This window comes from Chryseobacterium sp. GW821-FHT04C04, from assembly GCF_059420365.1.
Genome location: NZ_JBWKTO010000004.1, coordinates 76436 through 95306, shown reverse-complemented (window position 1 = coordinate 95306; position 18871 = coordinate 76436). Strand labels below are relative to the sequence as shown.

At 36.0% G+C, this 18871-nt stretch carries 17 protein-coding genes; 2 read left to right on the top strand and 15 right to left on the bottom strand.

Annotated features, from left to right (window positions below; genetic code table 11):
- Positions 1–60: 60 nt before the first annotated feature.
- From AC07UM_RS13770 to AC07UM_RS13750, 5 genes are all read right to left on the bottom strand, one after another.
- Entirely contained in the window at positions 61–453 is a 393-nt protein-coding gene (locus AC07UM_RS13770) for a DUF1398 domain-containing protein (protein ID WP_494683700.1), read from the bottom strand.
- Positions 454–607: 154 nt separating this feature from the next.
- Positions 608–1297, bottom strand: coding sequence for a response regulator transcription factor (locus tag AC07UM_RS13765; RefSeq protein WP_494683699.1), 690 nt, complete (start codon positions 1295–1297; stop codon positions 608–610).
- 11 nt (positions 1298–1308) lie between these two features.
- Positions 1309–2085: a sensor histidine kinase gene (locus AC07UM_RS13760; RefSeq protein ID WP_494683698.1), complete on the bottom strand. Its 777-nt coding sequence runs from the start codon at positions 2083–2085 to the stop codon at positions 1309–1311.
- A gap of 21 nt (positions 2086–2106) precedes the next feature.
- Positions 2107–2739 (bottom strand): hypothetical protein, encoded by a 633-nt coding sequence (locus AC07UM_RS13755; RefSeq protein ID WP_494683697.1) that lies wholly within the window; start codon positions 2737–2739, stop codon positions 2107–2109.
- Between the two features lie 19 nt (positions 2740–2758).
- Complete coding sequence (locus tag AC07UM_RS13750; protein WP_494683696.1) at positions 2759–3085, bottom strand: hypothetical protein; 327 nt, start codon at positions 3083–3085, stop codon at positions 2759–2761.
- Between the two features lie 316 nt (positions 3086–3401).
- Here AC07UM_RS13750 and AC07UM_RS13745 point away from each other — a divergent pair, with 316 nt between their 5' ends.
- On the top strand, positions 3402–4244 hold the full coding sequence (locus AC07UM_RS13745; protein ID WP_494683695.1) for a T9SS type A sorting domain-containing protein: 843 nt from the start codon (positions 3402–3404) through the stop codon (positions 4242–4244).
- A 91-nt stretch (positions 4245–4335) separates the two neighbouring features.
- Here AC07UM_RS13745 and AC07UM_RS13740 read toward each other — a convergent pair whose 3' ends face one another.
- From AC07UM_RS13740 to AC07UM_RS13705, 8 genes are all read right to left on the bottom strand, one after another.
- A complete protein-coding gene (locus AC07UM_RS13740; RefSeq protein WP_494683694.1) occupies positions 4336–4785 on the bottom strand; it encodes a VOC family protein in 450 nt (149 codons plus the stop codon).
- A gap of 56 nt (positions 4786–4841) precedes the next feature.
- Entirely contained in the window at positions 4842–5213 is a 372-nt protein-coding gene (locus AC07UM_RS13735; protein WP_494683693.1) for a VOC family protein, read from the bottom strand.
- Positions 5210–5614, bottom strand: coding sequence for a hypothetical protein (locus AC07UM_RS13730; RefSeq protein WP_494683692.1), 405 nt, complete (start codon positions 5612–5614; stop codon positions 5210–5212). Before AC07UM_RS13730 ends, AC07UM_RS13735 begins: the two co-directional genes overlap by 4 nt.
- A 2-nt stretch (positions 5615–5616) precedes the next feature.
- Positions 5617–6087: a hypothetical protein gene (locus AC07UM_RS13725; protein WP_494683691.1), complete on the bottom strand. Its 471-nt coding sequence runs from the start codon at positions 6085–6087 to the stop codon at positions 5617–5619.
- 10 nt (positions 6088–6097) lie between these two features.
- On the bottom strand, positions 6098–6553 hold the full coding sequence (locus tag AC07UM_RS13720) for a DUF1569 domain-containing protein (RefSeq protein ID WP_494683690.1): 456 nt from the start codon (positions 6551–6553) through the stop codon (positions 6098–6100).
- A gap of 107 nt (positions 6554–6660) precedes the next feature.
- Positions 6661–7869: an ABC transporter permease gene (locus AC07UM_RS13715; RefSeq protein WP_494683689.1), complete on the bottom strand. Its 1209-nt coding sequence runs from the start codon at positions 7867–7869 to the stop codon at positions 6661–6663.
- Positions 7870–7935: 66 nt separating this feature from the next.
- On the bottom strand, positions 7936–8892 hold the full coding sequence (locus AC07UM_RS13710) for an HlyD family secretion protein (protein WP_494683688.1): 957 nt from the start codon (positions 8890–8892) through the stop codon (positions 7936–7938).
- 11 nt (positions 8893–8903) lie between these two features.
- Positions 8904–10322: a TolC family protein gene (locus tag AC07UM_RS13705; protein WP_109739228.1), complete on the bottom strand. Its 1419-nt coding sequence runs from the start codon at positions 10320–10322 to the stop codon at positions 8904–8906.
- A 401-nt stretch (positions 10323–10723) separates the two neighbouring features.
- Here AC07UM_RS13705 and AC07UM_RS13700 point away from each other — a divergent pair, with 401 nt between their 5' ends.
- Complete coding sequence (locus AC07UM_RS13700; protein WP_494683687.1) at positions 10724–11992, top strand: hypothetical protein; 1269 nt, start codon at positions 10724–10726, stop codon at positions 11990–11992.
- 377 nt (positions 11993–12369) lie between these two features.
- Here AC07UM_RS13700 and eco read toward each other — a convergent pair whose 3' ends face one another.
- Entirely contained in the window at positions 12370–12858 is a 489-nt protein-coding gene (gene eco, locus AC07UM_RS13695) for a serine protease inhibitor ecotin (protein ID WP_494683686.1), read from the bottom strand.
- A 43-nt stretch (positions 12859–12901) separates the two neighbouring features.
- Positions 12902–18856, bottom strand: coding sequence for an alpha-2-macroglobulin family protein (locus AC07UM_RS13690; protein WP_494683685.1), 5955 nt, complete (start codon positions 18854–18856; stop codon positions 12902–12904).
- Between the last annotated feature and the right edge of the window lie 15 nt (positions 18857–18871).

Below are 18871 nucleotides of genomic sequence, written 5' to 3'. Positions count from 1 at the left end.
TTTATCGTGTGATTTAAAGAGATCAAGGTGAAGTCGTTGACAAGTATTATCTATAAAGTATTATCCCGGAACCTGTTCTGCCTGAATATCATTTTCATTCTGGTCAAAATAAGTACAGGTCATGGCATGGAGATCCATTGTCCAGCCTTTGATTCCATTTTCTGCACAATCTTTACAAAAAGTCATGTAATCTGTTCCTCCTTGTTGATGAAGCTTCAGCCTTACTTTAAAATTTTCAAGGTTTAAAGTATCGGAAATGGTGAGAAAATCATACTTGCTTCCGGTGTGTACAGATTGGTTTTCGGTATTAAAGTATTCGGTATTACCCTCCGAGACATATGCTTTGTAGTGAGAAACACCCAACGCCTTTATAGCTTGGATATATTGAGGGAAATCGGCACCGCTTTTTACTTTTTGGTGTTCTGCTTTAATGTTTTCAATTGTAAATTTCATTCTTTTGTATTTTCTGAGTGTTACTTTTTAAGGGTATAAAATTATTATTTTTTTCATAAACAAATCATCTGCATCTGTTTATAAAACAAAAACTCATGTCATCAGAAAATATAAATTTTATTTAATTTGTTAATGAAAACAGCGCTAAGAATATTTATTCGAACCTGTCTTTTAAGTAATTCATATCTGCAATTTTACTCTCTATGGCATATACCACTAAACCTGCCGTATTTTTGGCCCCGGTTTTCAGCAGAAGACTATTGCGATGCCCTTCAACGGTTCTGGAGCTTAAAAAAAGTTGATCTGCGATTTCAGAAGTGCTGTATTGTTTACATATTAATTCCAATACCTCTTTTTCTCTTTTAGAAATATGATTGGCATCAAAGATACTGGAAACTTTCTTTTTAGGTTCCGTAAGGTTTTGATGTAATGCTTCCATTACGTCATTATTATAGAAAAAACCTTTACTATATACTTCCCGGATTGCAGTGAGTAATTCTGCAGGACTTGAGTTTTTTTTAAGAAAAGAACAAGCTCCTGACTGTATCATGTTGACAATAAACGCTTTTGTATTATAGCTCGTTAATGCTATAATCTTGATCTGCGGATATTTGATATGGATTTGTTTGGTAGCTTCTACGCCGTTAATTTCCGGCATATTGAGATCCATCAGGATGATATCCGGCAGTTTTTCCAGCGTTATAAGTGCATCAAGCAGCTCTTTCCCATTACTGAAATCGCTTACCAGTTCAATATCTTTCTCTCGCTGTATCAACAATGAAATTCCCTGACGAAACAGAGCTTCATCATCTACAGCTATTACACGAATCATATCCTTTTCCATCTTATAAATATTTAAAATGTAAATTCAACAGTAATTCCTTTAGTGTTTTCACTTTCAATGCTCAGTGTTCCATTGATCAGTTCTACCCTGCTTCTGATATTTCGCAACCCTAATCCTCCTTTCAAAGTATTTTCATCAATATTAAATCCTTTACCGTCATCTTTATAAATACAGGTATTCTTTCCGTCTTTCCCCAAAAATTCTATGTCAATATGAGTGCTTTCACCGTGTTTTATAGAATTGTTGATGAGCTCCTGAAGTATTCTAAAGATATGTAAATTTTTTTCATCTTCTGCTTTTGCAAAATATAGACTGTTAGAATAAGTAACCTGTAGGGTTTTGGATAGGTTAATTTCTGAGCACAATGCATCTATTGCAGCATGCAGTCCAAACTTTTCTAAAATGGGAGGAAGCAGATCATGAGAGATTTGTCTGGCACTTTCTGCAGTTTTGTTGACCAGATGTATGATTTTATTTTTCTGATCGTTGTATTCTTCTCTGGCCAGATTATCAAAATCCAAGAGATGGATATGTAAAGAAACCACGCTTAGTTTTGAGCTGATGTCATCATGCAGATCCTGAGCGATCCGCAGCTTTTCTTTTTCCTGAGCACTTATAATAGCATGAGTAAGATCTTTCTCGTATCTGACCTCCAGTTCTTTTTTCTGAATAAGATTTCTTGTTATTTTCTTATTTGAAAAATAATAAAATATGATCAGGGTAACAGCCAGTAAGGTAAATGCCAGAAAGGTATAAACAATAGTGGAAATAATTGTATTCTCATTCATCTTGTAAAATCATAACAGTAATTACACATTTTTTCTACGGGAAGAAAGATATTCTGCCAGAATAAAAATCTGGTACACAATAAACATAACAACATTGAATACCCATATTTCTTTATGCAGTTTCCTATTCATCACCGTATACAGATTTCCGGACAAAAATATCACGGTACTGCTTATCAGATACAGTAAAAGTCCCAGGCTTATATAATTGTATTTCTTTTGGGTATCCAGTATATTATATAAATGAAATAATGCCAGAATTATAATAGAATAAGAAGTGACAAAAATTTCAAATAGATTAAAAACATAATATTTTTCCGGATATACCATATACTGTATAACGAGAACGATAGGAATGATAATTAAAAGAGTACATGCCGTTTTCTTCTGATATTTTTCCGTTAAAATTTCATGAAAGAACAACCCCAGTAACAAAAACTGACCTATCAGATAATAATGAGAGAAAAACAGATTATTAATTTTCTGATAATTCATTACATAGAAAACAATTTCACATAGTAATATCCAGGCCAAATAGCCGATGAAAAATGTATAGGCTTTTCCAGAACCAGAAAAGCCTATACAATATACTGCCAGATTAATCAGCAGAATGCCTTTTCCAATTAATGACAATATTTCAATCCAATGATCCAATGATCTTTAGTTTTTCAGATTACAGATTCCACCATTTCACAATGGAACATACACTTGGACAGGGAGTCGTCATATCATATACATAATATCCTTTATCATAATCTACAATATCATTATCATCTGCACCTACGCCTACCATCAGAAACTTAAATTCTCCTTCATTGGTAATTGCATTATACCCCCGATATTTTTCAAATCCTTTGTCTTTAACGAAAATATCATGAACATCTTTTGCGGGGATAAGATGAGCCCGTATAGACATTCCATCAATCCCTTTTGTATTTTGCCAATTTGCAATCCATGTTTTAGCATCATGTAATGATACTGCATGTTTAGGTAGTTCCATAGTTTTTCTTGTTTTAAATTATATAATAGGTTTAGAATAAAATTATTGTAACTGCACATTACAAGTTATGAAAAAAAACTAACCATACTGTGAAATAAATTCATTTTAATTAACATAATATCCATTTTTCAAAATTATAATAATACCCAATAATAAAATCGCGTATTTCTACGCATTTTTCAATTTGGCATTTAATACGCTGTTATCGCTTTGTATTTCACTGTTTCTTTGTGGTATCCTTTCTAGGAAAACCTCGTGAGAATACAAATAGTACCGGAAGCGTATTGTCTTCTGTAAACCCTAAAAAATCTGTATCATGAAAAAAATTATCTTTTTTGCAATTTTTGTTATCCTAAGCAATATTGCAGCGATCAATGCACAGATAACCACTGTAACTTTTGAAACTTCACCTGGCGGCAGTACAAGTTTTACCAGCAATGGATATACATTCAATATTATTTCACAAGCCGGAACTTTTAGAATTCAAAGCAATTATCCGGGCACCGGATGGAACGGAACAGCCAATGACAATATCTACATTGACAATACAGGAACAACCAATATTAATTCTCCTTCATTCAGTGTTAAAAGCAGTTCTTCATTCACTGTATCCAAGTTTTGGGTATTCTTAAGCAATACAGCTTTAAACCAGACCACCTCATCAGGAACGCTGATCGTTACAGGAAAATTAGCCGGAATTACAAAGTTCACCACCACAAAAACATCCGGCTTTAATACAACATTCAACGCAACAGCGGGAACAACAGGTATCAACAATGGATTTACTCTGATTGATCTTGCAACCCTGAATAACCAGAATAACAGCAATATAACCATTGATGAAATCCAGCTGCAATCCACCGGAGGATATCTCTATATGTGCCTCGATGCATTTACATGGGCAAAAGCTTCAATGCTGGGAACCTCGGAAAACACGATCAAAGAAAAAGGGAATATTTATCCTAATCCAACTTCGGGAGTCTTCCATATGGATCTGAAGAAGAATGATAAAGTCTCTTTATATGATCAGTCTGGAAAACTGATGAAAGCTACAGAAGCGGTAAAAGGTGAAAATAAGTTTGACATTACCGAGCTGCCCGACGGAATTTATCTCATCACAACCGAATCAGCAAGCTATAAAGTCATTAAAAAGAAGTAAAAAGCTATTTCTTACAAACAGTTTACAAAACATATTAAAAAAACCGACAGGTATCTGTCGGTTTTTCAATATGTTGAATACAAAAATAAATTTACGGATGTTGCTGCATTTTAGCAGGATCATCATAATTTACCATCCAGTTGATCCCGAACTTATCGGTAAACATTCCAAAGTAAGCTCCCCAGAAAGTATCTGCCATTGGCATAGTTATCTGTCCGCCAGCAGAAAGGCCACCGAATAATTTGTCTGCTTCTTCTTTAGATTCTGCGTTCACAGAAATAGAGAAATTGTTTCCTTCTTTAAAGTTAGAAGCCCATTCTCCACCTGTATCACTTCCCATTAATATTGTCTCCTTAGAAATCGGAAGAGAAACGTGCATGATTCTGTCTTTATCTTCTGCAGAAGCTTCTTTCCCTTCCATTGGAGGCATTTCTCCGAATGTTCCGATGTAAGGATATTCTCCGCCGAAAACCGACTTATAGAAATCGAATGCTTCTCTGCAATTTCCATTAAATGTTAAATAAACGTTTACTGATGCCATAGTTGTTTTTTATTAGTTAAGTTTGTTTTAAGTAGTCTTTATTGATTTTCAAACACTTATCTGTGTTGATCTATAAGAATCATGTTTCCATCCGGATCTTTCAGATAAATATGTTCTGGTCCTGAAGTGGTTTCATCCGCTTCTTTCCCGATTTCAACTCCGCTTTCTTTTAATCTCTTCTGAATTTCACGCACATCTTCAAAAGATTCGAGATTCTGTGCATTTTCATCCCATCCCGGATTGAAAGTAAGCATATTTCCATCAAACATTGCCTGGAAAAGTCCGATCAATGTAGAACCATTTTTCAGGATCAGGTAATTCTGTTCTGCAGCTCCTGCCATGGTTGTAAAGCCTAGTTTCTCATAAAAGTCCTTAGATTTCTGAAGGTCTTTTACACTTAAGCTGATTGAAAATGCTCCTAATTTCATATTTTTTTTGTTTTTAAAGCGAGTTGATGTCCTGCGAAAATCAATCCCCAAACGAGAATTCCTGCGATCCAGAACCAGATCGGAGTAGGTAATATTACCATCATATAAATGGTCATCAGTAAAAAAATAATTCCACAGAGTATTGCCGCTGTATTTTTCCCGTTATTTGAAATTTTTGTAGCGGTAAATCCGGAAAGAAAGGCAGCTAATGCATAGGCAAGAATAATAAAAAATAACGCCATAAAAGGAGCTTCACCCACATACGCTTTCAGCGCTTCCATATCCCCGGTACCCGCTTTTGCAGGAGGAGGATACAGATAATGGCCTATATTTTCTACCAGCGTAATGCATAGAGATCCCACAATAAGCCCAGCCAATACTGCCAATATTCTTCTCAGCATGATTATTGGTTTTTTAAATGGGTTGCCAACTCCAGAGTTCCATCATAGCTTTTCCAATCGCCTGCAAGCTCAATATTTTGTCCTTCAATTTTTTCTGTTTTCTTATTCCATTTGAAGTTGTAGACCAATTTTCCTTTAAGAAGCCCTGAATGTTTTCCTTTGTTCTCTTCTGCCAGCTCATATTCCCCAAATACAGTTCCCTGCTTTTTGGAATCTTTATATTTCGAAATGGTAATCTTACCTTCAAATTTTGTATAGCTGGTATCTACAAGAGTGTATCCTGAAACAAAATATTCCTGATCATTCTTTTTATTCTGTTCAGAAATATTGATTTTAAGTTTCAGTTCCTGACCTTTGTTTCCAATAGTTCCTATATAAGGTTTACTATTGTTCAGCCAGGTATTTGAAATATCAGGCATCTGCCCCAACACAAAATTGGCGGTCAGAATGAGGAGTAATAAAAGTTTTTTCATGCAGTGATTTTTAAACGCCAAATTGTGACAGGTGGTGGTTCAGATGTTTGGCAAACATATTATTCCACTCCTGGGCTTTTAATTTCCCGAAAGAGAAAGATTCTTTACCATCAAAAGCATCTGCTCCCAATTGCTGGGTCTTTTGGATAAAACCAATCAATCTTGTTTTTTCTTCGTGAAAATTTTTTCTGGTCGTTATCAAAAACTGCGGAGCGGTAGGAGAATCTCTTGGGTATGCTTTCTCCCCTACTACTTTAGGTTTTACAAATGTTTTTAATATAAATTTTGCAATAGCTCCCGGTTTCTTATGTTTTTCGGGTTCATAGATCATCTCATAGGTTATACTGCAGTGTGCCAACATCTGATCTACGGTCATTTTCCCCCACAAACCATGGGTATCTTCCACCAATTTGTTTATTCTATCAATATAGTTTTGAGCATCTTTTGCATCAAATACATTTTCCATATAATTTCTATTTTACTATGGACAAATATATTAGTTTTTTCGTTTGATTTTATCGTCGGTTGAAAAAATTGAGAGTTGCTTACTACAAATTAACCAGCAACAAAAAACTATTCAACATCCTCCTGAGGAGTATTCTCAACAGCAATTTCCTGTGGAGCTGCTTTTTTGAAAATAAACCAAAGTTTGATTTTTAAAGCAATCCAGCCTATAACTGCATATACCACTAAAAGAATGCTTAAATGTTTCAGATAAGGGAATGTAAGTTCTACCGAACCTTTTTGAATTAATAGAATTTTAAAGGCCTGCAAAAAAGGAGTTAACGGAATAATATTAGCAATAAACTGAACGAAACCAGGCATTGCATTCAAAGGCCATGTAAAACCACTGATGATGAAAGCCGGTGAGGCAATTACCATAAGAATCTGTGTTGCCTTCAATGCGTCAGGAATCAGAATACTGATAAATACACCTAAAAATGAAGCTGATCCCACAAAAACGGCTGTCAGAAGAATAAAATTGAGTATTCCCTGGGGCATCGGAACGTGGAAAATCATATGCATAAAGTAATAAATACCAACAATCAGAATAGAAAATACCCAAATCGGGATCACCTTAATAAGCATAGTTGGGAAGGCCCATTTTTTCATTTTCAGATATTCTTTCACAAAAGAGCCTCTTTCAAATTCGGCAGCGAAACTTACGGCCATCGCCAGGAGGATTACCTGCTGCAATACCACAGCCAGCATTGCCGGCCACATGAAGATAAGGTAGTTCCCCGTCGTATTGAAGAGGGTAATATAATTGGCTTTGAACGGTTCATATTGTGTAGCCGCTTTCACAGCAGGCATTCCTGCTTTCTGAAGGGCTTTGATGGAAGCTCCGGCAGAAAATGTTCCTATGGTCAGCTGAAGGGCTTTGGAAGCAAAATTTGCGGTTAAAACATTTCCTGTATTGATATAAACATTGAGTTCAGGGTATTTTTTCTGAAGCATATCTCCTTCAAACCTTGAAGGAATAATCACTACTGCCGCTGCTTCATGTCTGATCACCTCATCTTTGATGCTCAGAGGTTCCTGCAGGTATCTGATAATTTTGATGCTTTTATTATCATCCAGCATTTCCGTCAATTGATTAGACAAAGGAGTATTGTCTCTGTCAATGACCAATACGGGAGTATTTTCAACTTTTCCGCTTTTGTAGACAAACCCCAGCAAAGTGGCATAGAAAACGGGTGCCAAAAAGAACACCGTCCTTAAGGTAGAATTGCCGATAAAAAGTTTGAACTCTCGTTTTAAAAGACGGAAAAATTCTTTCATCTGTATATTTTTATATTGTGAAGAACGAAATGAATCTTACTTAAAGCCCATCTGTTCCGTTTCAATTTATTTAAGGATAACATTGGCATTGACCAAAATGCTTTTAGCCTTATTCATATCTTTGGGTTTTACTTTGATCTCGTAGATTGCATCCTGCAGTTGATAGTCAGGATAAGCAGTGGTGATATCCGCATACTTTGTCAGCTGCTTAATATATACAATGTTTCCTGTCAGGTTTTCTTTATTATAAACCACCTGCATATTGACCTCCTGCCCTTTTTTATATTTTGAAATTGCACTTTCCGGAATGGTAAATCTGAAGTAGGTGCTTTCCGGAATATATCCGTTGAACAGGGCAAAACCAGCGGTTGCCAGCTCACCAGTGTTCAGGCTGATCGTTTCTATTTCCATATCGTTGGTCGCAATGATGTATCTTTCAGAGTAAGCCACATTAGCTTCCTGCAAGGCTCCTTTGGCCTGCGATGCCTGACCTGCTGCCATTTCCACTTTTTCGAAACGAGTTCCTCTTTGTACATCATCCAGTTCTGCTACAACAGCATCATATTGTGCTTTTGCTCCCTGCAATTTTGCATAGATTTCGTCATGAGCCTGCGGAGACATTAAGCTGTCACGGAACATATTATTTGCTCTTTTATAAGATTTCTGGGCAAATTCATATTGTTCTTTCAACCCTTTATATTTTGCCTGAAGCTGTCTCATCTGATCGGCTGTGGCTCCGTTTTTCGCCATCTGCTCCTGGGCTGTGGCAGCACTTACAGCACCCTGAGCCTGGGCTATTTTTGCTGAAACCTCTGGTACATCAAGTTGTGCCAGGGTATCTCCTTTTTTCACCGTCTGCCCTTCAGAAACGTATACTTTTAAAATCCTTCCGGTTACCTTAGGGGCAAAAGAAATCACATCTTTTTTGGTTTTACCTTCGGGATCTTTGATCTTTTCATTTTTTTTGTCACAGCTCCCCAGCATAAACAGAGCAGCGAAGAGTATAGATATATTTTTATGCATCATTTAAATTTTTAAGGGATTAAATAAAATTTGGTGATATCCAGTTCCTGGGTAGATCTCATCAGTTCTATTCCCGCTCTTCTCTGGTTGAAAATGGCATTCTGATATTCCAGTTCGACAACTTCAAGGTCGTTTTCTGCATCGATCAGCTGAGAAGATTTACTCATCCCGTATCTGAATTCTTTTTCTGCCTGTATGAGTGCATTTTTTGCCAATTCTTTCTCTTTGGCTTTTAACGGGATCTGTGCAGAAGCAATATCATAATTGGTTTGATTATTGGCCAGATTTAAGGTCAGTTTTTTCAGGGCATCTTCTTTCTGGTTTTGGAGTACTTCTTTCCCTACTTTGGCGGTTTCTTCTGCATGTTTACCCTCTTTACCGTCGAAAATTTCCCATTTAAAGCCTACTCCAGCAGTGATCAATGGAAATACGTTGATATTATTGGGTCTCCAGTCCAGTTTTTTTCCTTCATATCCAAGTATTGGGACTGCCGGAATTACATTTTCTGAAGATTTGATCCTGTTTCCGTACAATCCGATATAATAGGCGGAAGCCATCAACTGTACTTTAGGAATCATCCATGTTCTTTCAGCTTTTATCTTATAGTCTGCCGCACTGATGCCGTGTTCCAGAGCGCGGATTTCGGCTCTCTGTTCTATTCCTTTTTCTGCAGCAAGCAATTCTACCGGAGACAATACCGGATCAATCATTCTGAGTCTGTCTCTGCTGATTCCGGTTAAAATATAAAGCTGGGTAAGAAGCAGTTCCTTCTTTCCTTCATATTCTACCATTTTGGCATCTAAAGTAGCCTGAGCCAATTCGATTTTCTTATGATCGTAAGGTGTAATCAATCCATAACCAAGCGCTTTATCTGCTGTCTTTCTGTTAATGTCCAGTCTTTTTTTACTTTCATCCAATACTTTTTTAGACTGATGAATCAGGGCTAATTGATCATATGCTTTAGAAATAGTGGCAATAACCTCATCTTTTGTTTTTTCCAGCAGAATATCTTCAGACTTTTTCTTTTCTTCAACGGCTTTTTTCAGATACTTGACCTTTCCTCCTGAATACAGAAGCATTTTCGCATCTGCCTTGGCAATCCCTGAAAAACCTGATACATTGAAATTATTGTTAAAAGCTCCTTCCGGAATATTGATAAAGGGAGCGAGATTGAATTCCGGTGACGTCAGTCTTGCTGTTCCGTTGAGATAGCCGGCTTTACCACTTAATTCCAAAGTAGGAAGAAAGATATCCTTTAGTTTGTGTTCGTCAAGATCGGTAAGTTTATTTTGGGTAATCTGCATTTTGAGGTTCGAATCCTGAACCATGGCACTATCCAGAAGTTCTTTAAAATCCGGCGCAGACTGAGCCCAGCCAAAAGCAGGGAAAGCAAAAAAACTAAACGTAAAAATCAATAAATTGTTTTTCATGGTTTATGTTTATAACAAATATAATGCAAAAAAAGATAAAATCCTTAAAGATAATTCTACAATATGGTGAATTTAAAGTAAGTTTAAAATATGTTTAAGTTTAAATCCCTACAAAATAAAGTTTTGGCCAGATCGTTTAAATGTTAATTAAAAACTAAAAAACTTTGAAAAAATATTTAACTCTACTTTTTCCATTCTCTTTTCATTGTGATTTTATGAGTAAATAAGGGAATAAAAGAATATTCTTCCAAAAAAAATAACTGATTATTTTTTTTCTATTTTGAATTTTAGAAGCTGGATTCCTAGGGAATGACAAACTGGGTAGCCAGGCTTTTGGAAAATAACAAAAACAGCATTTCATCTTAAATTCACAACAACCTATTTAATAAAAAAAATACATTTTGAAACAAATACTCACCCTATTCTTCTCTTTACTATACATCTTTTCCACAGCACAAGATCAGGAAGTCTGCAAGTGTGAAGCTTTAAAAAAAGCCAGAGACAGTTCGAGAAAAACGGATTCTTACCATTATAAAATAACCCAAAAACAAGCGCTTACTCCTCCTTTTAAGTTCATATCTATCAAATATTTAAAAAGGTTTGCAAGATCTGAAAACATAATAGATTCTTTAGAAGCAAAAATGGCTTCCGCACTAAGCAAAGTGGCATCCGACAGTCTATTGGATGGTTATAAGGTAAGAGATTCCATAAAAAAAACAGAATTTGCAAAACAATATGGAGATATTCCTTGGCCATTAATTGTTAAGACAGGCAGGTTTAATAACACGATTGCTATCCTTTATCAGACTGATTCTTTTTTTAAGGTGAAATATTATCTGAGAATCTCAATGGACAATGGAGAAACATGGAAGAGTTATTATACCGGAATGGAAAAGAATAATAACTATTTTTTTAAAAACAATTCTCAATTCCCATTTTGGAAAGACAGCCACCACCTACAAATTGAAGCAGATATTGTGAGAATGACCAGACCATTGACATTTCCCCATGGTGGACCTGAATATGAGACATTAAAAAACAATGCACTGGTTGTTATTAATATCGATGAGATCATAAAAGATTCTGACGGTGACGGGCTTAATGATCTTGAAGAAAAAATGGAACTTTTTACCGATCCTCATTCAAAAGATACCGACAACGATGGAGTTTCTGATTCCGAGGATAATAACCCCAAATATAAAACGATAGACAATGATTTTACAAAAGCATTACTAGCCGCCATATATGGAGAGTATGATCTCATTAATAATCCTGATCCATTAACCATTGAGTTTATCGTGAATTTAAAAACATTTAAAGAAGACTTTGCTTCACAAAGGGAAAGGTATAATTCTTATTCAAATAACGATAAAAAGAGTTTCCTTGATATGCTGCAATATGATGTTACTGTAACTGATGACGAAAACTTAAGAAGAGCTGATACTTTGGGTAAAAGGATAATTTTTCTCACTTCAAAAGAGTTTTCAAAATACGTCCAACAAAGTTTTAGCAATTTATATGTTCCTGTTTACAGCAAACTTTTCAAATGTGATGATAAAAAAGACACTTACATTTTAATCCATAATGGAATTTCCAGAGGTGAAACTTATGTTATAACAAGAGTTCCTGAAGGTTGGAATATTAAGGTAATTAATCATTGGATAACATAATAAAATTGGCTTTATTTTTTTAATCCAATCCTAAATTCTGGAAGCTGGATTCCTACGGAATGACAAACTGGGTGGCCAGGCTTTTGGAAGAATGATCTGCTCAATCAGCAAAATCTGTGAGAAAAACATTCAATAGGAACGGGCTTTAGCCCGTTTAATAAAAAGATTTAAAATCCTTCGGCTTTAGCCAAAACTTAAAGTCATTAGTCATTGGATAGATAATGGGCATAGTCTTTATATTCCGATACTGAATTTTGAAATCTGGATTCCTTCGGAATGACAACCGCAACATTGAGTTCTATTTAATACTGTAGATAAAAAACGAAAACTCCCCACATTGATGTAGGGAGTTTTCAGTATAATTATAATAAGCTGATTTACTTTTGAACTGCTTTTTTCATAGCAGTATCAGGACGTAAAATTCTGTAACGTACTTCAATATCTTTTGGTACATAGAATACCAATGGAAGTTTGCTGTTGTATCTTACGGTTTCAGGCTTTAAGGTAACAAACTTTTTAGTCTGTTTCTGACCAGGGCATCCCATTAATGTTCCGGCTGTTTCTCCTTTAGACTCTACTTCATAATAGTTGTATCCCCATCCCTGAAGATCCTGAGTTTTCATTTCTCCCATCAGGAAATAGTTATTACAGTCTACCATTTTTTCAGCTCCTACAAAAAGCTCAACTTTTAAATCGTTTTCGTTTTTCGCTACGGGAAGCTGAATATATACTTGCTTATATCCTTCTTTAGCTTTTGGGAACATTTCAATCTGTAGTTTTTCAAACTTTTCTGCCTTCTTTTGTGCGAAAGCATTTACTCCAGCCATTAATATCAATCCTGTAATTAAAGTTTTAGAAAATTTCATTTTATTTGGTTTTAACATTTAATTACTTCCCTATAGCCAAAAATCATTCCAAAATCTGAACGCTTGTTCCTTTTGTGTGGGAATTCATCTGTGGAGCATAGTAATTCTGCATGGTCGTAATTCCGTTGGAGAATTTACCGGATGCATTGGCCACCACATCATATTCAAAAACATATTTTCCTTTCGGCATGTACTGAATATAGAAATTGGTAGAGGCATCTTTGGTCGACTGATAATACCCAAGGTTATTTTTCCATTGGTAACCTGAAAGCACATCTGTAGGCTCAAATCCAGCAGCACGCATATCTTTTATATGAATAAACTCCATAGCTCTGTCTGTGTTCAGAATCATTCTTACCGTTATTTTGTCTCCTACTTTCAACGGGGTTTCGGTTGAGATTTTCTGAAGTTCTTCTCCGTTTACGGTTTTCACTTTCTTATAAAGTTCTTTCGTCACGGAAATATAGTTTTCTGAAGATTTGATTTTATCGAGATCTTCATAATACTGCCAGAATAATCCTCCCTGAACAATTCCGGGACCAGGTTTTGTAACGGTTACAGTTGCTAAGTTTTTATCTACTGTTTCTGTTTTCACTGTTGATTTCACATATCCTGTCGCCTGTGTCTGAGGTGCTAATTCTTTTCCGCCCCAAATGATGGTAGCTTTATCACTTGGGCTCATTTCATTCACCGAACCTTTGGTTTCTGCTCCTGTCCATGATTTTCCTGAATTCAAAATAGTGAAGATCACTTCTGCCGTACCTCTTGAGCTTCCCCATGAGTTGACTTCTTTCTGGGTTACCAGCCAGATTTTCATGTCTTCGATAAAGTTTTGGTCATTGGATTTTAACTTGTTGAAAGCTTCCAATGCTCCTGCATGGTTGACGACTTTAGAACCAAACCATCCCCAGTCATTCAGGTTTTGTTTCCAGTAAATTCCTTGTGTTTTTGTATCTGTGGAGGTTTCTTTAAGGTAAGTCATCAACTTATCAGAAACCTCTTTTAAGCCATAATCATTCATCAATAATGCTGAACGGTGAAGTCCGAAGAATGTGAAATCTGTGATTTTAGCTGTTTTTGCTTTCTGTTTTACCAACGTTTTCAGAGAAGCTCCTTTTCCTTTTAAAGGATATTGCTTTTCCCAATAGTTTCTGGTATCAAGGTAATCCATCGCCCAGTTGTTCCAAACGTTGCCTTTTTTTACATCAAAATATTTGCTAACCTCATTGTCTACATATTGAATCAATTTCGATACTAAAACTTTCTGTTCTGAGCTCTGATAGTCTTTTACATTATCTTGCAGCCAAGAGTTGATTTTCCCTAAGTTTTTAAGGATATACAATGATGTTCCGTAAGAACTTGGATAACCAGGGTACCATGAGAATCCACCGTCAGGGTTTTGCAGTTTTTTGAAATCATCCCAATCCTGATTGATAGAATTTTTCATCGTATTGACATCAAACAATAATGCCAGCTTCTGCATCTGCTCGCCTTCATTTTTGCTTTCCAATACCCAAGGAGTTTCTTCAAGCAATAACTGTTTCAATTCCTGATTTTTCTCAAGATTTGAATTTAATAATCCTTTATTCTGATATTCTTCAAAAACTGTTTTCATTTTCGGATTGGCTTTGAATATTTCCGAAGCCAGCACATCTGCAAACCATTTGTTAAAGATTACATCCGCAGAATTATTCTGATCATTTTTCAGACTTGGAAGGGCAAACATGATCTCCCAGATCGGATTGGTAGTCAGCTCCAGTGTATTGGAAACATTAGAAGCTGTCGTAGACGTATTATTTTTAAGATTATCCAGTACAAATGTCTTGGTTTCCCCTTCTTTCACAAAAACAGGAACAGCATCCGTCACCAGCATTCTGTTGGGCAATACGGCTACAGCCTGCTGCTCCCCATCAGAATAGGCTCCAGCTTTGGCAACCACTTTGAAAATAATAGAGGAAACATTGTCCGGAACTTTCAATTTCCATGTCAGTGCATTGCTTCCGTTTTCATTCAAACTGAAGTTTTGTACTCCTGAAGTGATTCCGAATTTTGAAGAAATATTTTCATTGGTAAAAGCGTCCAGAATCTGTAATTCGGCAGAACCACTCAGTTTTTTATCAGTAAGGTTTGATAGTTTCGACTGCAGATTCAGTTCATCCCCTTCTCTCAGGAATCTCGGGTAGTTGGGAGTCACTGAGAATTCTTTCTGGGTTACCACTTCTTTTTCTAAAGTAGCAGTTCTTGCATCTTTAGTATGAGCCAGGAACATCAGTTTCCATTTGGTCAATGCTTCCGGAGAAGTGAATTCAAAACTTACATTTCCTTCGGCATCGGTTTTCAGATCCGGATAGAAGAATGCCGTTTCGTTCAGATTTTTACGAACAGCTACTTTTTCCAGGTTTTCTTCAGAAGATCCTGGAGGAGGAGGAGTTTCTACCTTCGGAGCTTTTACAGCTTCAGGAACTACATTTTGAACAACTTCAAATCTATCTTCTGCAACTGCAGCTCTGGCAGTTTTAAATTTTGCTCCTGCAATGGGTGATGGCGGCGGTGCATAAGCCGGAGCTTTCACTCCTTCCTGATTGCTAACCCCTACAATTGTTTCTTTTGAAATCGAAAAATACGAAAAATCACCATCAAACCAGTTAAACTCAGGAACTGCTATATACCTGTCTTCAAAATATCTCAATCTCTTCTGATAGTTTTGCTGCTGCAGATAATTTTTGATCCCATAAGAAGTTACAATCACAAATGGGGTATACAGTTTTCTCCAGCTGTAATTATTTGCGGCAAACTGATCCAGAGACATATCATACATATTGGCCAATACCTCAGCATTGATCTTTTCTTTATCATTTCCGGTTACTTTTACCGTCCATTTTTCCTTAGCATTGGGCTCAAGCTTATCTCTGAAGGTTACCGTTTCAATTTTTAAAGGTTTTTCTGTGTCTTTTATTTTTAAAGAAACAGATTCTGTATTCACATCATTGAATGCTACCAGCTGAAACTGAAGGTTCAGATCGGATACACTTTTATCTTTAGGAATTTCAGCGGTATATTCTAATATTCCTTTTTTCATCTGATGAACTTCTGAAATCGTTTTTCCAGATCCATCCTGTACAAAAACATTGACCAGCGCATCAGGAACTGCGGAGAAAACATACACTTTCGCCTTTTCTCCTCTTGACAATTCTTCTTTTGGAGCAATCACTGTAAGGAATGTTTTTTGAGTAGGTTGTAAAGCTGTTTTATCCCAAACACTGAAATACTGAGAAGTTTTGATGGTATCTTTTCCTTCCCTATTGAAAAGTTCCAGCTGGTAATCTCCTGTTTCCAGTTTTCCTAAATCAAGATTAGTTGAAAGCTGAGTATTGTCAGCAGATGGCTGCTGCTGTCTTTCAAACAGTACTTTTTCCGTTTTCCAGTTTTTGATCTCATCATTTTTATCAAAAAGATCGTGTGGGAATTTGCTGATAAATTCTTCTTTTGAATACTTTGGAAGATTCTGAACATCAGATTTGAAATTATCTCTGAAAATCCTATCCGGAGCAATCAGTTTTGATAGCTTAACCTGATATGGCTTTTTAAGATTCTGTTCGTTATAGTTTTTAGTTTCTACCTTTAATTTTACATTTTCGTCTGTAAAAATATTGCTGATATTTTCTGCCTGAATATAATGAGAAACCGACGCTACTTTCAATTGGGTATCCGCTGTCTGTGTTTCACCATTGATGTCTGTCACGGATGCATTGATAGCATAGTTGTCAATCTGTATTCCTTCCAGTTTTTCATCTTTTTTAAGCTCCAGACGGATAACAAACTCTCCTTTTTCATTGGTCTTTGCTTCTCCAAGAATTGAGTTTTCATTATCATTACTCTGTGGGTACCAGCTGAAGTATCTCCATCTGATATTCTGTTTCTTGATTTCATAGTTCACTGTGCTATTGTTCAGTGGAACACCGGAGAACATGACCGCTTTTCCTTTCAGTTCTATAGTCTGTCCATATTTGTATTCCTCTTTTACAGGATCAAAGGTGACTTCAAACTTAGGTCTTTTATATTCTTCTACTTTGAAATTTTTATATCCCTGGCTTTCTCCGTCTATCCTCAGATAAAAATTACCATTCAGTTTTCCTTTTGGAAGGATGAAACTTCCATGATAAGAACCAAATTCGTTGGTAGTGAATTCCTGTGAAGAAACCTCTTCACTATTGGTATTTAATAAAGTTATTTTTTGTTTTAATCCAGAAAGAACTCCTTCAACTTCCTTATCGATTCTTGTATTGATCACCTTGAAATAAACAGTCTGTCCGGGACGGTAAATCCCTCTGTCTATGAAAATCTGAGCGGTTGAGCGGGTCTGTTTATTAGGATTATAGTCGTCAGCATATCCTCTGTTTCCATAGACCTGCATGATCTGGAAATCATTCGTTTTAGGCTGCTGGATCAGGAAAGTTCTGTAATAATCTTTGTTTTCAGAAGAAGGGAACTTAAATACTCCATTTTCATTGGTTTTACCTTCAATTTTTTTCAATGTTTTATTGGAAACAAATTCATAAAATCTAAGTCCTTCATTGGCTAAAGGTTTGCCATTTTCACTATTAACTAATTTCAACTCGTCTGCAAGAGGCTTTCTATCTGTTTTAGACTGATAGATAATTCTGTTTCCGGAAACCAGAAAATACAAATTCTGTCTGGAGTCGGTATCTTTCATATCAGCTCCGGCAACAGTAAATTCTGCTACATAAGCTCCTGAAGGAAGTGGTTTCACTTCTAATGAAGTTTTATGATTCTGATAATCCTTAGGATCCGGAAGCTGGAAGGTTTCTTTCCTTACCAGATTCTTTTTCAGTTTTCCAAACGTATTGGAATAAGAGTCCTGAACATATTGAAGCAACGAAGTAAAATCGTCCTTCACTTCATAAATATTCAGCGTAAATTCTGATACATTCTGATATTCTGCCACAAAATGAATGGGTAGATTATTCTGAGTCTGGGATTCGTATTTTAAGGTCAGATAAGGATTTACAATCTGCGCTTCTTTGCTTTTGATATTCTCAAGGAAAAGAGATTTCGGATATTCACTTTTAGCCTGAGCAGCCAGTGCAATGGCTTCTTTAGGTTTCTTCCGGGCAACAAATTCATCCATAATGTCTCCCATGATCATCACTTTATAATCCCCTTCTACATTAGATTTCAACAGATTTTGAAGCTGCTGAAGTTTATCTTTGCAATGACTAAAATTACAGTTCTCCGTCAGCTTTTCCTTCATGAAATACAGCTTTGAATTTCCGCTGTTCTGTTCGATCAGTTCATCATAGATGGCATTGATCGTCGTATGGTTTGCTGTCAGTTCATTTTTGGTGAAAATATTGTTTTCAGATAAGAATGCTACCTTCTTTATTGCATACCAATCTGCCAGTGTTGGAAAATAGGCTATATCACCCGTTCCAGAAAATATATTCTTATACTTTTCCAAGGAAATTTTTTTCATTGCAGACTTCTCCTGATCAAGTTCCTGGAAGTTTGTAGTCAAATAGTTTTTAAAATCAAGCTTACTCCACGTTTCAATCTGTGAAACATCCTGAGAGTTGATATTCGTTCTTCCGTTTATTTTCCATGAGTTCTGGTTGTAATAATCCATGAAAAAGCCATTCAGTAAGACTTTATATACCAGTTTGCCTTCTCCATTCACTTTCCCTTCCGAATCCTTAAGTTTTTTGAAAAATTGGGAAGCAGAATCGTTCTGGTCATCATCCACAGTTTGGTTTACAATACTGAACTCCGCTTTCAGAGATCGGATCAGCTCGAAGGCATTATTTTCTTTCATGGCTTGTTTTTGTATGTCTAAAATAATGGGAAGATTAGATTTATAAGCTCCTTTCGTACTGTTTTCAGCAATTTTTTTCCATTGGGTATCGTAGTATTTCTGTGCGGATACCGTTGTAAAGCTCAGCATTACAAGCAAAAGCAAAAAAATCTTGGAAAATCTTTTCATATATATTAATTTTGA